Genomic DNA, 15,144 nt, shown 5'->3' with positions numbered 1-15,144 from the left:
GGACAGCCATGCCAACCATCCTGCGACCGCGCAGCCACGCCGCCAAGGTCGTGCCCATCGAGCTCTTCTTCGACCTCGTGTACGTGTTCGCCATCACCCAGCTCTCGCATCTGCTCCTGGGCCATCTTGGAGCGGCCGGAGCGGTACAGACGCTGCTGCTGACGCTGGCGGTGTGGTGGGCCTGGATGTACGCCACCTGGACCACGAACTACTTAGACCCAGAACACCCCGTCATGAGGCTGACGCTGGCCGCCATGATGCTGGCCGGTCTGGCCATGGCCGCAGCGCTGCCACAGGCGTTCGGCCCGCGCGCCGTGTGGTTCGCCGTGGCGTACGTCGTCTTGCAGGTGGGGCGGTCGCTGGTAGCGGCTCTCGCGGCCCGCCACGAGCTCATCGGGCACACCTTCCGGCGCATTCTGATCTGGCAGGTGATCAGTGCCGTGCTGTGGATCGCCGGAGCGCTCGCAGGCGGCACCGGCCAGGTGACGCTGTGGGTGGTGGCGCTGCTGGTAGAGTACGCCGCGCCCTGGCACGGCTACCGGCTGCCGTTCCTGGGCCGCGCGACCACGGCCGACTGGGCGATCGACGCGGCCCACATGGCCGAACGCTGCCAGCTCTTCGTGATTCTCGCCCTGGGAGAATCCATCCTGGTCACCGGCCTGACGCTGGCCGGAAACGATCACCTGTCCATCGCGACGGTGGCCGCGTTCGCCATGGCCTTCCTCACCAGCGTGGCGATGTGGTGGGTGTACTTCGACCGCTCAGCGGAGGACGCCGCTGAGCGGGTGGCCGCAGCGGACGACACCGGGCGGATCGGTCGCTCGGCTTACACCTACAGTCACATCCCCATCGTGGCCGGGGTCATCATCGCGGCCGTGGGCGACGAACTGGCCATCGCACACCCGCTCGGCCCCATCACCACGGGCACCGCCCTCACCGTGCTGGGCGGACCCGCGCTGTTCCTGGCCGGGCACGCGGTGTTCCAGCGGCTCGTGTTCGGCCGCCTGCCGGCTGGCAGGGTCGTCGCCATCGCCGTGCTCGCCGTCACCGCGCCGGTCGTCCTTGCGGCGCCATCACTTGTTCCGCCCCTCGCCCTGGCCGTGCTGGCGGCACTCGTGGTCGGCGGTGCCGCGCTCTGGGACTCACGACCCGCACAACAGGACCACGCCAAGTCCAGGGCAGTCCCCATCACGTACGCACAAGACGGGTAGGCCCACTCCACCGGAGCAGGACGACGGCCGGTGATCCTCGGCGCGGCGCTCATGCCGTCCGCCGGGCAATACCTTCGGTTATGTACCGGATAACGCGCGGTGCCCGCCGATCCGCGGCCACTCGACCTGCGCGGACTGCTCTTGTTGTGCCCTGCACCGGCGGTCCTGCCGTACGGCGGCACCCGGCTGACGGCCTCCATCGACGTCCTCGGCGCCGGGCCGCCGATCGCGCTCGGTACCGAGACCCTGTTGCGCAATGGCAGGCTGTAGAGCGCCTTTCTCACCGTCGGCGTTCGAGGGGTCGTCGCAACACACGTGATCAATTGTTGTTGGCGGTCAGCATAGCCGCGAGACGGTCCGCGCTGACCCTGAGCGTCGCGGCGACGGCCGCCCGCTCCCTCGATAGCGGGAGTGGGTGGCCGTTCATCTTGCCTGTTCATGCGATGCGGACGGCGGCGAGGTGCTTCGGGGACCGACGCATGTGATGGGCGCCTGGCCAAGGTCGGTCACTCCGTCCGGCGTATCGGCGTGGATACGCTGACAATGGAGTCAGGGGGTCACGCTGAGGGGCGTGAGCCAGTGGATCTCCAGGTCTTCTCGTAGGTAGTCCATGCGGTGCTGCTGGAAGTGTGCGAGTTCGGGACGTGCGAGATGCGCGCGCAGGTCGTCGGCCGACCGCCGCAGTTCGTAGAACACGAGCGTGCTGGGATCTGCCACGTCTCGATGGACCTGGTACTGCATCGAGCCAGGCTCGGCCCTGGTTGGCTCCACGAATGACAGCAGCAGCCGCTCCAGCTCATCGGCGCGCTCGGGCTTCGGTCGGGCAAAGCCGTAGATGCCGACCGCCCCGTCTCCTTCAGGTACGATGATTTCCATACCTGCTAACGCTAGCCATCGGCCGGGTATGACGAAAATCGTACCTAGGAGTAAGCCATGGATCTGGGCAAGGTGTTCCGCGCGCTGGCCGACGACTCCCGCCGCCGGGTGGTGGCCGAACTCGCGGCCGATCCCGAAGACCGGGAGCGTGCCTGCGGCTCGTTCGACCTGCCGGTAAAGAAGGCCGCACGCACGCATCACTTCCGGGTGCTGCGCGAGGCAGAGCTGATTATGCAGCGTGACCACGGCAACGGCAGCGCCGTCTCGCTGCCCAGGCAGGACATCGAGCGTCATCTGCCCGGTCTGTTGGAGCTCTTGTGCGAGGAGTTGGAGTCCGGTAGCAGGACGGGCGGAACCGGAAACACTGCGGCTGATTAGCACACCAGCCCCACTGTCCTGGCTCTCACAGGTCAGGGGCAGGCCGTCATGAACTCGGCGAAGCGCTGTGCAGGAGACTTCCAGCCGAGCGTCTTGCGAGGTTCGGGAGTTCAGCTCGGCGGCGACGGCGTCGAGCTGCTGGCGGGATCGCAGAAGTAGACGGGCATGTCAGCGGCGACGGAAAACTCGTGATGGCGGCCCATCTCGCTGCCCTGTCTTGCTCGGCTTGGGGCGCAGCCGGCGTGCGGCGGCATGATCCTGGGCCGCGTGCGGCCGGTATTGGCCGCCTGTGGGGTGTCGGTTGGGGCGGATTTCCCGGCTGATGGTCGAGGGCGCACGGCCCAGCCTGCGGACGATCTCCCGGATCGACGCCTTCTCTCGCACTCGGTCAGCGATGTAGATCCGCTGGGGGAGTGGGCGGTCAGGTGGATCAAGGTCACGCTGTGAGATCGACCGGAATCCGGCGCGAGCCTTCTCCGCAAGCGGGAGACGACAGGGGCCACTGGCCGGCGGGAACCCGGTTAACGCCGGATTCCGTTCCAAATCTTTCCCCCCGAATCCGGGACAGGGCGGCGATGGCCTATGGGTACCCAAGATAACCGGGTCTGCTGCGCCGCCTCGTTGTCGCTGTGCCCCCAGCACCCGCGGACGACTTCGACCGCCCGGGTCCCCGTCTGCAACCCGGCTCGGGCGGCCTGCTCTGCCGCCTCAGCCGCGACGCCTGGCGATGAGCACCTCCACGCCGTCCAGCACCCGTTCCAGGCCGAACGAGAAGAGCTGCTCGGGCGGGACGTAGGCAGCCTGGTAGGTCTCGCCCACCGCGCCGCCGACCCTCACCGCCGTCGGGTAACTGGCCGGATTGAAGATCTTCTCGAAGACCGGCCGGTGGGCCTGCCACCACTGCTCGTCGCTGACCCCGGTGTCCTGCTCGATCCGTGCGGCCGCCACCGCGCCGCGCACGGTGCTGTGCACGTGGCCCAGGACCAGGCTGAGCACGGCGTCCATCTCGACCTCGGTCAGGCCGGTATCGGCGATCGCGCCCAGTTCGTAGTCGTACTTCGCCATGAGGTTGGGCCCCAGGGGCGGGCGTCCGGTGTCGACCTGCAGGGTCCACGGATGGCGGCGGCACAGCTCCCAGTTCTCCCGGGCGACGAGCGTGAGCCTGGCCCGCCAGCCCTCGGCGACGTCCCGGGGGCGGGCCGTCTCGCCGTACACGGTGTCGAGCATGACGTCGAGCAGTTCGGCCTTGCCGGGCACGTAGGTGTAGAGGGACATGGTGCCGACCCCGAGCCGTTCGGCGACCCTGCGCATCGACAGCGCGGCCAGTCCCTCGGCGTCGGCGATCTCGATCCCGGCCCGCACGATCCGGTCCACGCTCAGGTCGGGCTTGCCCTTCCGGCTGGTCCGCTCGCTGGTCCGCCAGAGCAGCGCGAGACTGCGTGCGGGATCCCCTTGGCCGCTGTGTTCCATCGCGGCGAGCCTATCGTCTAGAGCGGCTTGGGCGCGGGCAGGGTGATCCTGTCGACGGCCTCGCGGCGGCGGCGCTCGGGGCGCCGGTCGTAGCGGGCCGTGGTGGCGGGGGAGGAGTGGCCGACGAGTGCCTGGGCCGTGGCCAGGTCCACGCCGGCGTCGAGCAGTTCACCGATGAAGGTGCGCCGGAAGTCGTGCGGGGTCCGGGGCAGGGCTCCCGCCTCGGCCAGCCGTCTGGCCAGGATGTCGGCGATCGCCTGCCCCGTCATGGCGGCCGGTCCGCCGTCCCTGGTCCGCAGCCGCCCGTATCTGCCGATGGGGGAGAACAGGGCCCCCGCCGGGCGGCCCCGTACGGCCAGCCAGCGTTCCAGCCGGCCGACTGCCTCGGCGGTGAGGTAGACCATCCGTTCCTTGTCGCGCTTGCCGCGCACCCGGAGCGAGCGGGCCCCGGGGTCGTAGTCGGCCAGGGCCATCGTGGCTATCTCGGCGCGGCGGCAGCCGGTGGAGTAGAGCACCGCCAGCAGGGCGGCGTCGCGGACCCCGGCGGGGGAGTCGTCACGGTCGCAGGCGGCCAGCGCGGCACCCACCACCTCCGGCGGGACATGCTGCCCGGTGGGCAGGCGGGTGTGCTCGACGGTCGGCAGGTCGGCGGCGCGCTGGTACTCCTCGGCTGTCATCTGGCCGAGGCGCCAGGCCTCGCGCAGCACTCTGCGCAGCGCGACCAGATGCTTGTTGACGTAGGAGGGGGACCAGCCGCGCTCGGTCATCAGGGCGCGTATGCGCACGGTGTGCTCGTAGCGCAGCAGATGCCAGGGTTGACCGGCGCCGGAGGTGACCTCCTCGCCGGAGACGAGGGCGGCCAGGCGGTCCAGGCAGCCGCGCATGGTGCGGCGGGACTCGGCGCTGGACAGGGAGTCGAGATATACCCGGTAGGGGTCCCGTGCGGGCTCGACGACGGTCCGGGGCGACTCGGGTACGGCTGGCACGCTCACCCGCCGACCTTATCCATTCTTGTGAATCTACATTGTAAAGGCGACGGCTCCCAGCATAAATGATCATTAAAATTCCCGGAGGCCCCAGGACGGGAGAGAATCTCCCCATGACGGACGGACGAGTGACGGCGGTGAGCCGTAGTGCCACGCACACCTTCAGCAAGCCCCGCGAGACGGGCATCCGGCTGCTGGCCGGGCTCGGTGTCGAAGGTGACGCGCATCTCGGGGTGACGGTCAAGCACCGGTCCCGGGTGGCGCAGGACCCGACCCAGCCCAACCTGCGCCAGGTCCACCTGATCCACGCCGAGCTCCACGACGAACTGGCGGCGGCGGGGTTCCAGGTGGAAGCGGGCGAACTGGGAGAGAACGTCACCACCCGCGGCGTCGACCTGCTCGGTCTGCCGGTGGGGGCGCTGCTGCGGCTGGGGGAGGAGGCGGTTGTCGAGATCACCGGGCTGCGCAACCCGTGCCTGCAGATCGACGCCTTCCGGCCGGGGTTGCTCAAGCGGGTGGTGGGCCGGGACGAGGCCGGTGAGCTGGTCCGCAGGGCGGGGGTGATGGGCGTGGTGGTGACCGGCGGCGAGGTGCGGCCCGGCGACGTGATCGAGGTGGAGCTGCCGGCGCCGCCGCACCGGCCGCTGGACCGGGTTTAGCCCGGCTTCGCCCTGTCGCCGGAGATGACGTGGTGTGATTGGGTGGGCGCAATGGACATCTCATCGCGGGCCTCGGCCCATCTCCGCGCTTATGACGAGCAGCTCCGGGGCAGGCCGACGCCCGGCCGTACGGCCGAGAGGGTCGGGCCGGTGCTGCGGGTGGTGTCGGATGGGCTCGGGCAGGGCTTCCTGCTCTACCGGGATCTGGGCGGGCTGGACGGCGCGGAGCTGGACGCGTTCATCGCGGGCCAGCGTGACTTCTTCACCGAGATCGGCCGGCCGGTGGAGTGGAAGCACCACGGTGGCGACCTTCCCGTGGACCTGCCCGAACGGCTGGTCGCGGCCGGGTTCGAGGCCGAGCAGCGGGAGACCGTCATGGTGGGCGAGGCGGCCGGGCTGGCCGCGACCCCGGTGCTGCCGGAGGGGGTGCGGCTGCGTGAGGTGACCGGCCGGGTCGATCTTGAGCGGATCCGGGAGATGGAGGAGACGGTCTGGGATGCCGACCGCAGTTGGCTGCCCGATCTGCTGGAGCGGGACATCGCCGGGCCCGGCGACCGGTGCGCGGTGGTCCTGGCCGAGGCCGGTGGCCAGGTGGTGTGCGCGGCGTGGATGCGGTTCCACGAGGACACGGACTTCGTCTCGCTGTGGGGCGGCTCGACGCTGAAGGAGTGGCGGGGGCGGGGCGTCTACCGGGCGATGGTCGCCTATCGGGCGGGGCTGGCGGTGGATCGGGGGTTCCGGCTGGTGCAGGTGGACGCCTCCGATGACAGCCGGCCGATCCTGGCCCGGCTGGGGCTGGAGGCGATCGTGACGACGACGCCCTACGTATGGACGCCTCCGGCCATCTGACGGTGTGAAGCGGGTGGTGCCGCGACGACCTGGCATGCACATGGCGGAATGGACTATTCCATTCTGATAATGTGCTCCTTGGCGGAATCGCGGTGAGAGGAGATATATGCCCGAGATGCTTACCAGGCGCGCGCTCAACCGGGCCACCCTGGACCGGCAGCTTCTGCTGGCTCGGACGCGGTTGCCGGCGTTCGACGCGGTCCGGCAGCTGTACGGCATGCAGGCCCAGGCCCCGAACCCGCCCTACATCGGGCTGTGGAGTCGGCTGGACGGGTTCGGCCACGAGGACCTGTCGCGTCTGCTGCAGGAGCGCAGCGTGGTGCGGCTGGTCCTGATGCGGTCCACCATTCACCTGGTCACGGCCGACGACTGCCTGACCCTGCGCCCGCTGCTGCAGCCGATGCTGCTGCGGGCACTGATGGGCGGGCACGCCAAACGACTGGGCGGCCTGGACCTGGACGAGCTCGCCGCCGCGGGCCGTGCCCTGGTGGAGGAGGGCCCGCTCACCTTCCGCGAGCTCGGGGAGCGACTGCGGGAGCGATGGCCGGAGTACGACTCCGCCGACCTGGTCAACGGCGTGCGCAGCACGGTGGCGCTGGTACAGGTCCCACCCAGAGGCATCTGGGGGGTGGGCGGGAAGCCCGCCCACACCAGCGCAGAGGTGTGGCTGGGACGCCCCCTGGACGAACGGGCCTCCACCGAGGAGGCGGTCCGCCGCTATCTGGCCGCCTACGGTCCCGCGGCGGTGATGGACGTCCAGCAGTGGTCGGGCATGACCCGGCTGGGTGAGGTCGTCCGGGGCATGGGGCTGCGGACCTTCGTGACGGAGGACGGCGTGGAGCTGGTGGACCTGCCCGAGGCCTCCCGGCCCGACCCCGGCACTCCGGCTCCGGTGCGTTACCTGTCAGAGTTCGACAACATGTTGCTGTCGTTCAGCGACCGGACCCGGACGCGGATCATGGCGGATGAGTACCGCCGCAGGGTTTTCACGGTCAACGGCATCATCAAGGCGACGGTGCTGGTGGACGGGTTCGTGCGGGGCATGTGGAAGGTGGCTGCCAAGCGGGACGAGGCGGTGCTGGAGGTGGAGCTGTTCCAGCCGGTGACGGCGGCGGAGCGGGCGGAGCTGGAGCAGGAGGGAATGCGCATGCTGGACTTCGTCGCCGCGTCCGCGACGGTCCGGGACGTCCGCTTCGTCTGACCGCCCGGCCGCTCCGGGAGAGCACTTCTCAGCTGAGAGTGATTGATTAAGTGCAGATCGTTATCTACGCTCCCAGCATGGCTATCCCTACCGAACCGATCGGCAGCATCCCCCGTCCCCCCGCGCTGCTGGCCGCGCTATCCGATCACGCCGCAGGCCGGATCGGCGACGCCGAGTTGGCCGCGCGGCAGGCCGAAGCCGTCGCCGACACCATCGCGCGACTGGAGCGACTCGGCTGCCCGGTCCTCGTCGACGGCGAGCAGTCCAAACCCAGTTTCGCCACCTATCCGCTCACCGGACTCGACGGCCTCAGCCCCGATGGGGCGATCATCCCGTTCGCAGACGGGCACACCCGGCAGTTGCCGTGCCTGACTTCCGGTCCGTTCCGCTACCGCGTCCACGCTGCGGACTATCTGAAGGAAGCGCAGCGCCACACCCGGCTGCCGGTCAAGCAGGCGGTCATCGCCCCGTCGGCGCTGAGCCTGCTCTATCCGGCCGGCGGCATCGCCGACTACCCCCGCAAGGTCTTCCTGGACGACCTGCTCGCCGAGACCGAGGCCGACATCCGCGACTGCCTGGACGCGGGTGCGCACGCCGTACAGCTGGACTTCACCGAGGGACGGCTGTCACTCAAACTCGATCCCAGCGGTGGGCTGCTGAATGACTTCATCACCCTCAACAACCAGGTGCTGGAGCGCTTCAGCCCGGCTGAGCGGGCCCGGATCGGCGTGCACACCTGCCCCGGCGGCGACCAGGACTCCACTCACAGCGCCGACGTCGACTACGCCGCCCTGCTCCCCGAACTCCTTCGGCTGCAGGCCGGCAACTTCTACATCCAACTGGCCGGCGAGCCCGACCCGGCCAGGGTGCTGGACATCATCGGCGCCCATCTGCGTCCCGGTAGCAGGGTCTTCATCGGGGTGACCGATCCGATCGACCCCGTGGTGGAGACCCCCGAGCAGGTGCGTGACCGGGTGCTGCAGGCGGCCCGGCACATCCCGGTCGAGCAGTTGGGCACCTGCGACGACTGCGGGTTCTCCCCATTCGCGGACGACACCTCCACCTCCCGCGAGGTCGCCTTCGCCAAGATCGCCGCCCGGATACAGGGCACCGCGCTCGCCGCCGAGGCCCTGGGCGTCTGACCCGCCGGACCCTACGTGACCGGGCTCCGCCCCGTCACAGGAGCGCCCGGCGCCCGTCGTCGGATCGACGACGGCGCTGGTGCCGGGCGAGCTCGCTGAACGGGGCGCTCACGGCGCGTCGCGGGGTGCGTGTTCCGGTGGTCGCCGGGCCCCTGGGACGCCCTGTTCCCGGCGGGGTGGGCCGAGGTGGCGCGTACGGAGGGAAAAGAGGTTGCGTGCGTGTCGCTGGGGCTCATAGCGTCTACGGCATGTGTATGTGTTCCGCCACCTTCATGGTGGGCCTCATGGTGGCGCGTCCTCGTAACAGCCGGGCTCTGGCCCGCTAGGGGCGCTCTCTTCTCCACGCGTCCCCGATGCGTGTGCCCAGGGCCTCCGAGACCTGTTCATCTCGGACCCGAAAGGGCGACAAGCTGTGGCGCAGTCCTTCGCGCACGGAAATTATTCGCACACCCAGAAGCGGGTGGGGAACGGCGGCGGCCGTACCCCCCGTGACCGGGCCAGGCGTGTTCTCTCGCAGAACTTCATGGTCGATCCGCATGCGGTGCACCGGGTGGTCGAGGCCGCCGGGTCGCACGGGCTGGTCCTGGAGCCCGGCGGGGGAGAGGGTGCGCTCACCCTCGCCCTGGCCGAGACCTGCAAGGAGGTCATCAGCTATGAGGTAGACCCGCGACTGGCCGGCAGGCTCGCCTCCCGCACCCGCGACGAGGACCGGATCACGGTGGTCAGAGGAGACTTCCTCGGAGCGCGTGTTCCCCGTGAGCCGTTCGCGGTCGTCGGGAACATCCCCTACGCGATCACATCCAAGATTGTTTCCTGGTGTCTGGAGGCACCCTCGCTGACCTCGGCGACGCTGGTCACCCAGGTGGAGTACGCGCGTAAACGCACCGGTGACTTCGGTCTCTGGAGCCTGCTGACCGTGCTGACCTGGCCGGAGTACTCCTGGAAATTGCTGGGACGCGTCGGCAGGGAGAGCTTCCGGCCGGTTCCGGCGGTCGACTCGGCGATCCTGGGCATCGATCGGCGGCCCGTGGCGCTGCTGGCCGGGGAGCCGCTGGCCGGTTACCACGCGTTCGTCGAGTACGGCTTCGCCGGGCTCGGCGGCTCGCTGGACGCCTCACTGCGGATGAGATACCCGGCCCACCGGGTGGCGGCCGCCTTCGAGGCGGCGGAGGTACGGCCGGGCACGGTGATGGCGGCGGTCCATCCCGGGCAGTGGCTGGTCCTGTTCGACCGCCTCCATCCCGCGGAGCCGCCCGGCCGATGAGGCGCGGGGCCCGTGCCCGGTCTGCCGCGACCGGGCACGGGCCCTGTTGCCGTCGTCGGTCCCGGTTGGCCTCAGCGCGGGTGGACGTTGGGCCGGGCAGGGGTGGACATGCCGTCACCGATGAAGAAGCTCGGGTGCGGGGGCTGGTTGTAGGCGGTGTTCTGCCAGGCGATCGCGGTGCGGTACTGGGTGTCGTGCATGAGGGTGAAGATCCGCCGGGTGGTGACGGCGGTGGTGGTGTAGACGCGCAGCGCGGTGTTGTCGCCGGTCGCCCAGACCACCTCTTCGCGCCAGTCGCCGAACAGGTCGCCGGAGAGCGCCGGCGTGGACTTGGTGCCGTTGTTGGAGTGCACTCCGCTCGCGGTCAGCAGCCGGCTGTCGCCGCCGGTGCCGTACTTGTCGATGTGCGTGCCGTCGAGGAGCTCACGTACGGGGTCGGCGTCCCACCAGGCCAGGAAGTTCGTCGAGGAGGGTTTGCGGCCCACGTTCTGGCCCTTGGTGTTGACGATCCCGTCCCCGCCGGAGGCCGACCAGGACTCGGCGCCGGGACTGCCGGCCCAGACGTCGGCTGAGACGCCCCGGCCGTTGTCGCCGTTGGCGGCGGTCTGCCAGAGGATCTGCCCGGTGCGGGCGTCGGCCATCCAGGAGCTGGGCTTGGAGGCGTCCTCATCGACCTTGAACACCTCAAGACCGGTCCTGGAGGGGTCCAGGTCGCCCAGGTGCATCGCGTCTCCGTGACCGTTGCGGGTGTTCCACAGCCCGCGGCCGTTGTCGTCGATCGCCGCCGAGCCGTAGACGATCTCGTCTCTGCCGTCGCCGTCGACGTCGCCCACGCTCAGGTTGTGATTGCCCTGCCCGGCCCAGGTGCTGTTGCCCGAGGCGTTGGAGTCGAAGGTCCAGCGCTTGGTGAGCAGGCCGTTGCGGAAGTCCCAGGCCGCGATCACCGCACGGGTGTAGTAGCCCCGCGCCATGATCAGGCTCGGCCGCTCGCCGTCCAGATAGGCGGTCGCGGCCAGGAACCGGTCGACGCGGTTGCCGTAGGAGTCTCCCCAGGAGGAGACGGTGCCCCGGGGCGGGTCGTAGTCGACCGTGGACAGGGCGGCGCCGGTCTGCCCGTTGAACATGGTGAGGTATTCGGGGCCGGACAGGATGTAGCCGGCGGAGTTGCGGTAGTCCGCCGAGGAACTGCCGATGGTCTTCCCGGTGCCGTCGACCGTGCCGTCGGCGGTCTTCATCGCGACCTCGGCCCTGCCGTCGCCGTCGTAGTCGTAGACCTGGAACTGTGTGTAGTGGGCACCGGCGCGGATGTTGCGCCCGAGGTTGATCCGCCACAGCCGGGTGCCGTCGAGCCGGTAGGCGTCGACGTAGACGTTGCCGGTGTAGCCGGACTGGGAGTTGTCCTTGGCGTTGGACGGGTCCCATTTGAGGATGAACTCATACCGTCCGTCCCCGTCGAGGTCGCCCACGCCGGCGTCGTTGGCGGCGTAGGTGTAGGCGACGCCGTCCGGTGTGGTGCCGCCCGCCGGTGGCTGGATCGGTACGTCCAGATAGCTGCCGCCGGTGAAGCGGAGGGAGGTCTCGGAGGCGGCCTGCTCGGCGCCGTTGACGACCGGGCGCACGGTGTAGGAGGCGTCCGCCGCGGCGCCGCCGTCCAGGTAGTTGGTCGAGCCGGTGATGGGGGAGGAGTTCACTTTCGTCGTACCGCGGTACAGGTTGAAGGCCGTGTCCGCCGGGTCGGTGCCGAGCAGCCGCCAGGCGACGAAGTTGCCGGTGCCGGACCGGGCGCTGATCAGACCGCGGTCGAGGTCTTCCACCTGCCGTGAGCCACCGGGCGCGGTCGGGGTGGGCGTGGGGGTGGGAGTGACGGTGGGGGTGACCGTGGGTGTGGGGGTCGGGGTGGGGCCGGTGGAGCCGGTGCAGGCGACCCCGTTGAGCGTGAACGTCGCGGGGACGGGATTGGCGGAGCCGTTCCAGGAGGCGTTGAAGCCGAATGAGGCGGTGGCGCCGGTGGCCAGTGCCGCGTTGTATCCGGCGTCCGCGGCCGTCACCTGGGCGCCGCTCTGGGTGACGGTGGAGTTCCAGGCCTGCGTCACCTGCTGCCCGGCGGTGAAGCCCCAGCTGAGCTTCCAGCCGTTGATCGGGTCACCCAGGTTGGTCACCGCCACGTCGCCGGTGAAACCTCCCGACCACTGGGAGGAGACGGAGTAGCTGACACGGCAGCCGGCGGCCTGGGCGGTCGCCGCCGTGGCCGCGCCCGCCGCGACGGCGACCAGAGCAGCCGAGCAGAACACCAGCAGACGGCGGAGGGGTGGTTGCGATGATCGGGACATGCTCTCCCCTGTGGTTGAGCGGATCGATGCGGGGGACGGCGTCAGCGTTGGGAAAGCGCTTTCAGCCACCTATCACATACCGGCAATCCGTCCGGTGCGCCATCGCGGTGCCCCGTCCGCCTTCGCGGGTGAGGGCGCCGGTGTCCGTCCCCCACCGCCGTGAGCTGTGACTGTCGGCCGTAAAGCGGTCCGGTCGCTCCGGGCGGAGCATGGGGGAGCGGGTGAAACTTTCAGCTCTGGCTGACATGTCAGATATGTACGGCTTCTGCCGCCATGACCCCGGTCGAGGCGGCCTGAACGGCACCGCCCGAGTCGAACTCGATGTTTAAGGGCCAATATGCGAAATTGGCTATTCTCTTGTCGGGGTGAGCGCAACAGGATACGTCCATGGTCTCTGTCAGTGCCGTCCTCGGCATCGCCCTTATCGCCCTTGGCATGGTCCTCACCCCGGGGCCCAACATGATCTATCTGATCTCCCGGTCGGTGACACAGGGACGCCGCGCGGGCCTGATCTCACTTGCGGGCATCGGCGCCGGGTTCCTGGTGTATCTGGGCGCGACGGCGGCCGGTATCGCGACGCTCTTCGCCGTGGTGCCCGCCGCCTACACCGCGATCAAACTCGCGGGCGCGGTCTACCTGCTGTGGCTTGCCTGGAAGACGGTACGGCCGGGCGCGCGGACGGCCTTCGAGCCCAGCGCGCTGCCGGTGGATGCGCCGCTCCGGCTTTTCTCCATGGGGCTGGTCACCAGCCTGCTCAATCCCAAGATCGCCATTCTGTACGTGTCGCTGCTCCCCCAGTTCGTCGACCCGGCGCGGGGCAGCATCGCCGCGCAGGGCTTCTTCCTCGGGCTGACCCAGATCGTCGTCGCCCTGACGGTCAACGGGATGATCGTGCTGTCGGCGGGGGCGATCGCGGCGTTCCTGGGCAGGCGGCCGTTCTGGGCGCGTGTGCAGCGCTACCTGATGGGTGCGGCACTGACCGGGTTCGCGCTGCGCATCGTCACCGACCGCACCCGCGCGCTGGCCCTCCCGTAGGCGGTGGCGAGTCCACGGCTCCGCCCGAACATCCCGCAGCAGGCAGCAGGCAGCAGGCAGCGGCGGGACGGGGTGCCGTGCCCGGCTACGGTGATCGGGACGCCGACCGGTCCGGGGAACCGATGACGCGCCACCGGTCGGGCCCGGCGTGCCAGGGACGCGGGCCGGCCGGTCGGCTCACCGTCTTCGTCGGCGGAGAAACCGCACACGACGGTGGGCAACGAGTAATCCCGATCTTCGGGGCGCGGGTCCTCGCGCAGCGGGTCACCCTCGATGAGGGCGCCCGGACGGCCGCGCGAGGCGGGGACTTTACCGAACATGGGGCTTGCCTGTCCTGAAAAGCGATCAGGGGCCTGACTGTGACCGCACGTCTCCCGTAGGCGAGGAGACCTTGGCCGGTGCGCCTCCGCGCTTTCATGGGGAGTTGGTGCCGTGAAGGACTATCTGGACCTGCATGTCCTGACGGTGTTCGTGGCGACAAGCCTCGTCTCCGGGGCGGGACTGGCCGCGGTGTACGGGCTCGGTCTTCTGGGGTTGTCGATCGCGACCGCGGACGCTCAGCCCGGTGGCCGCAGGCTGCTCGGATCGGTTCTCGCCGTGGTGTCCTTCCTGGTCATCGTCGCGGGGGTCGGCCTGGGCCTCTATGTGATCATCACTTGACGAGTCCGGGCCGGCGCGGTCTCGGCCGTTTCCTCAATTTTCCGCATCCGGCCCGGTCACGGGCGAGTTCCTCGGCGACCAGCCCGGCGCCCATTCCCAGGAGCCAGATGTCCTTGGCGATGGGGATGCCCTCCTGGGTGGGGCGCAGGCTGCCCTCCTGGCGCAGGCCCGGCGTCCTCAGATAGAGGCCGACCAGTCCGCCGGCGAAAGCGGTGAGCGCCGCACCCGCGAGCAGCGACGGCACCAGGGGGATCAGCAGTGCCGCGCCGACGGCGATCTGCCCTCGGGCGAGCCACCGGGTGAACTCCTCGGGGTCCATGTCCTTCAGGAACGGATAGGCCGTCGACGCCATCCCGTGGATGTGGGGCGCGCTCTCCCCGGCCGAGGCCGCGATGGTCAGCCCCGAGTTCAGCAGGAAGGCGCCGGCGGTGAGCCGGACGGGGAACTGATGGGGGCGGGCCAGAAGCCTCATGGGTCCTCACATGATCGGCGGAAATGATCGACAGAGCCGCAACCACGCTCCTTCCCCTGCTCCGACGGACCACCCACGGCTTGATCGTTTCTTGAACATGGCGTGGGCTCCCGCGTCCACGGGGCGACGGCAGGCAGGGCCGACGCAGGCCGGGAGGGGGTGCCCGGAGGGTGTTTATCGTGGCGGGCGCGGGTAGTCACCCGGTTACCGAGACGCTCACCAGCGAAAAGAGCCGTGCGATGACGAGTGAGAACCTGTGGACCTACCGTTCCGGCGTCACCGAGACCGACCAGGGTCTGAGCGTGATCGGTTTTGACGTGGAGGCCACCGACGGCAAGATCGGTTTGGTGGAGGAGGAGAGCAACGTGGCCGGCGAGAGCTATGTCGTCGTCGACACCAGCTTCTGGATCTTCGGCAAGAAGGTGGTGCTGCCGGCCGCCACCGTCACCCGGATCGACCCTCAGGAGCGCAAGGTGTATGTCGCGCACACCAAGGAGGAGATCGAGGAGGCGCCGGAGTTCGACGAGACCGCCTACCACGGGCCCGGGTACCGGCAGGACCTCAGCGGTTACTACGGCCGCCACCTCCTGAACTGAGCACAGGACCTGCGG

General features: G+C 69.6%; 17 protein-coding genes and 1 pseudogene. 11 read left to right on the top strand and 7 right to left on the bottom strand.

What is annotated here, in order from left to right:
• Positions 1-8 precede the first annotated feature (8 nt).
• Together OHA77_RS01295 and OHA77_RS01290 are read left to right on the top strand one after the other, a co-directional pair.
• The gene (locus OHA77_RS01295) at positions 9-1,211 is read left to right on the top strand and encodes a low temperature requirement protein A (RefSeq protein WP_406315471.1); all 1,203 of its coding nucleotides are present in this window, start codon (positions 9-11) and stop codon (positions 1,209-1,211) included.
• Between the two features lie 99 nt (positions 1,212-1,310).
• Entirely contained in the window at positions 1,311-1,481 is a 171-nt protein-coding gene (locus OHA77_RS01290; protein WP_406315469.1) for a hypothetical protein, read from the top strand.
• A 279-nt stretch (positions 1,482-1,760) separates the two neighbouring features.
• Here OHA77_RS01290 and OHA77_RS01285 read toward each other — a convergent pair whose 3' ends face one another.
• The gene (locus OHA77_RS01285) at positions 1,761-2,087 is read right to left on the bottom strand and encodes a putative quinol monooxygenase (protein ID WP_406315467.1); all 327 of its coding nucleotides are present in this window, start codon (positions 2,085-2,087) and stop codon (positions 1,761-1,763) included.
• Positions 2,088-2,144: 57 nt separating this feature from the next.
• On the opposite strand from OHA77_RS01285, the gene OHA77_RS01280 reads away from it, so the two are divergent.
• Entirely contained in the window at positions 2,145-2,465 is a 321-nt protein-coding gene (locus OHA77_RS01280) for an ArsR/SmtB family transcription factor (RefSeq protein ID WP_406315466.1), read from the top strand.
• A gap of 32 nt (positions 2,466-2,497) precedes the next feature.
• Here the strand turns inward: OHA77_RS01280 and OHA77_RS01275 are convergent.
• From OHA77_RS01275 to OHA77_RS01260, 4 genes and pseudogenes are all read right to left on the bottom strand, one after another.
• Positions 2,498-2,680 (bottom strand): annotated as a pseudogene (locus OHA77_RS01275) (IS30 family transposase); the annotation flags it as partial.
• A complete protein-coding gene (locus OHA77_RS01270) occupies positions 2,634-2,849 on the bottom strand; it encodes a helix-turn-helix domain-containing protein (protein WP_406315464.1) in 216 nt (71 codons plus the stop codon). The gene OHA77_RS01270 and the pseudogene OHA77_RS01275, both read right to left, overlap by 47 nt.
• 324 nt (positions 2,850-3,173) lie before the next feature.
• Positions 3,174-3,935, bottom strand: coding sequence for a TetR/AcrR family transcriptional regulator (locus OHA77_RS01265; RefSeq protein WP_406315462.1), 762 nt, complete (start codon positions 3,933-3,935; stop codon positions 3,174-3,176).
• 17 nt (positions 3,936-3,952) lie between these two features.
• Complete coding sequence (locus tag OHA77_RS01260) at positions 3,953-4,927, bottom strand: tyrosine-type recombinase/integrase (RefSeq protein WP_406315460.1); 975 nt, start codon at positions 4,925-4,927, stop codon at positions 3,953-3,955.
• Positions 4,928-5,034: 107 nt separating this feature from the next.
• Between OHA77_RS01260 and OHA77_RS01255 the strand changes: the two genes are divergently transcribed.
• The 5 genes from OHA77_RS01255 to erm all read left to right on the top strand — a co-directional run bounded on the left by OHA77_RS01255 (position 5,035) and on the right by erm (position 10,036).
• Positions 5,035-5,580: an MOSC domain-containing protein gene (locus tag OHA77_RS01255; RefSeq protein ID WP_406315458.1), complete on the top strand. Its 546-nt coding sequence runs from the start codon at positions 5,035-5,037 to the stop codon at positions 5,578-5,580.
• 51 nt (positions 5,581-5,631) lie between these two features.
• Positions 5,632-6,429 (top strand): GNAT family N-acetyltransferase, encoded by a 798-nt coding sequence (locus OHA77_RS01250; protein ID WP_406315457.1) that lies wholly within the window; start codon positions 5,632-5,634, stop codon positions 6,427-6,429.
• Positions 6,430-6,535: 106 nt separating this feature from the next.
• A complete protein-coding gene (locus OHA77_RS01245) occupies positions 6,536-7,630 on the top strand; it encodes a winged helix DNA-binding domain-containing protein (RefSeq protein ID WP_406315456.1) in 1,095 nt (364 codons plus the stop codon).
• A gap of 77 nt (positions 7,631-7,707) precedes the next feature.
• The gene (locus OHA77_RS01240; protein ID WP_406315454.1) at positions 7,708-8,772 is read left to right on the top strand and encodes a cobalamin-independent methionine synthase II family protein; all 1,065 of its coding nucleotides are present in this window, start codon (positions 7,708-7,710) and stop codon (positions 8,770-8,772) included.
• A 523-nt stretch (positions 8,773-9,295) separates the two neighbouring features.
• Positions 9,296-10,036 (top strand): ErmE/ErmH/ErmO/ErmR family 23S rRNA (adenine(2058)-N(6))-methyltransferase, encoded by a 741-nt coding sequence (erm, locus tag OHA77_RS01235; RefSeq protein ID WP_406319968.1) that lies wholly within the window; start codon positions 9,296-9,298, stop codon positions 10,034-10,036.
• 71 nt (positions 10,037-10,107) lie between these two features.
• Here the strand turns inward: erm and OHA77_RS01230 are convergent, their stop codons facing one another.
• The gene (locus tag OHA77_RS01230; RefSeq protein ID WP_406315452.1) at positions 10,108-12,366 is read right to left on the bottom strand and encodes a cellulose binding domain-containing protein; all 2,259 of its coding nucleotides are present in this window, start codon (positions 12,364-12,366) and stop codon (positions 10,108-10,110) included.
• A 387-nt stretch (positions 12,367-12,753) separates the two neighbouring features.
• On the opposite strand from OHA77_RS01230, the gene OHA77_RS01225 reads away from it, so the two are divergent.
• Positions 12,754-13,401, top strand: coding sequence for a LysE family translocator (locus tag OHA77_RS01225; protein WP_406315451.1), 648 nt, complete (start codon positions 12,754-12,756; stop codon positions 13,399-13,401).
• 432 nt (positions 13,402-13,833) lie between these two features.
• The gene (locus OHA77_RS01220) at positions 13,834-14,061 is read left to right on the top strand and encodes a hypothetical protein (protein ID WP_406315449.1); all 228 of its coding nucleotides are present in this window, start codon (positions 13,834-13,836) and stop codon (positions 14,059-14,061) included.
• On the opposite strand, the gene OHA77_RS01215 is transcribed toward OHA77_RS01220, so the two are convergent.
• Entirely contained in the window at positions 14,054-14,533 is a 480-nt protein-coding gene (locus tag OHA77_RS01215; protein ID WP_406315447.1) for a hypothetical protein, read from the bottom strand. The genes OHA77_RS01220 and OHA77_RS01215 overlap by 8 nt on opposite strands.
• Before the next feature lie 239 nt (positions 14,534-14,772).
• Here OHA77_RS01215 and OHA77_RS01210 point away from each other — a divergent pair, with 239 nt between their 5' ends.
• Positions 14,773-15,129 (top strand): PRC-barrel domain containing protein, encoded by a 357-nt coding sequence (locus tag OHA77_RS01210; protein ID WP_326822523.1) that lies wholly within the window; start codon positions 14,773-14,775, stop codon positions 15,127-15,129.
• The last annotated feature ends 15 nt before the right edge of the window (positions 15,130-15,144 follow it).

This window comes from Streptosporangium sp. NBC_01639, from assembly GCF_045209755.1.
Taxonomy (GTDB): Bacteria; Actinomycetota; Actinomycetes; order Streptosporangiales; family Streptosporangiaceae; genus Streptosporangium.
This window is presented reverse-complemented; position numbering and strand designations above follow the sequence as displayed.

What these genes read in the sequence shown, in the direction of transcription:
- OHA77_RS01255 (WP_406315458.1), top strand. Translation starts at nt 5,035, where the DNA reads ATGACGGACGGACGAGTGACGGCGGTGAGCCGTAGTGCCACGCACACC.
- OHA77_RS01280 (WP_406315466.1), top strand. Translation starts at nt 2,145, where the DNA reads ATGGATCTGGGCAAGGTGTTCCGCGCGCTGGCCGACGACTCCCGCCGC.
- OHA77_RS01295 (WP_406315471.1), top strand. Translation starts at nt 9, where the DNA reads ATGCCAACCATCCTGCGACCGCGCAGCCACGCCGCCAAGGTCGTGCCC.
- OHA77_RS01250 (WP_406315457.1), top strand. Translation starts at nt 5,632, where the DNA reads ATGGACATCTCATCGCGGGCCTCGGCCCATCTCCGCGCTTATGACGAG.
- OHA77_RS01215 (WP_406315447.1), bottom strand. Translation starts at nt 14,533, where the DNA reads ATGAGGCTTCTGGCCCGCCCCCATCAGTTCCCCGTCCGGCTCACCGCC.
- OHA77_RS01245 (WP_406315456.1), top strand. Translation starts at nt 6,536, where the DNA reads ATGCCCGAGATGCTTACCAGGCGCGCGCTCAACCGGGCCACCCTGGAC.
- OHA77_RS01225 (WP_406315451.1), top strand. Translation starts at nt 12,754, where the DNA reads ATGGTCTCTGTCAGTGCCGTCCTCGGCATCGCCCTTATCGCCCTTGGC.
- OHA77_RS01230 (WP_406315452.1), bottom strand. Translation starts at nt 12,366, where the DNA reads ATGTCCCGATCATCGCAACCACCCCTCCGCCGTCTGCTGGTGTTCTGC.
- erm (WP_406319968.1), top strand. Translation starts at nt 9,296, where the DNA reads ATGGTCGATCCGCATGCGGTGCACCGGGTGGTCGAGGCCGCCGGGTCG.
- OHA77_RS01210 (WP_326822523.1), top strand. Translation starts at nt 14,773, where the DNA reads ATGACGAGTGAGAACCTGTGGACCTACCGTTCCGGCGTCACCGAGACC.
- OHA77_RS01265 (WP_406315462.1), bottom strand. Translation starts at nt 3,935, where the DNA reads ATGGAACACAGCGGCCAAGGGGATCCCGCACGCAGTCTCGCGCTGCTC.
- OHA77_RS01240 (WP_406315454.1), top strand. Translation starts at nt 7,708, where the DNA reads ATGGCTATCCCTACCGAACCGATCGGCAGCATCCCCCGTCCCCCCGCG.
- OHA77_RS01285 (WP_406315467.1), bottom strand. Translation starts at nt 2,087, where the DNA reads ATGGAAATCATCGTACCTGAAGGAGACGGGGCGGTCGGCATCTACGGC.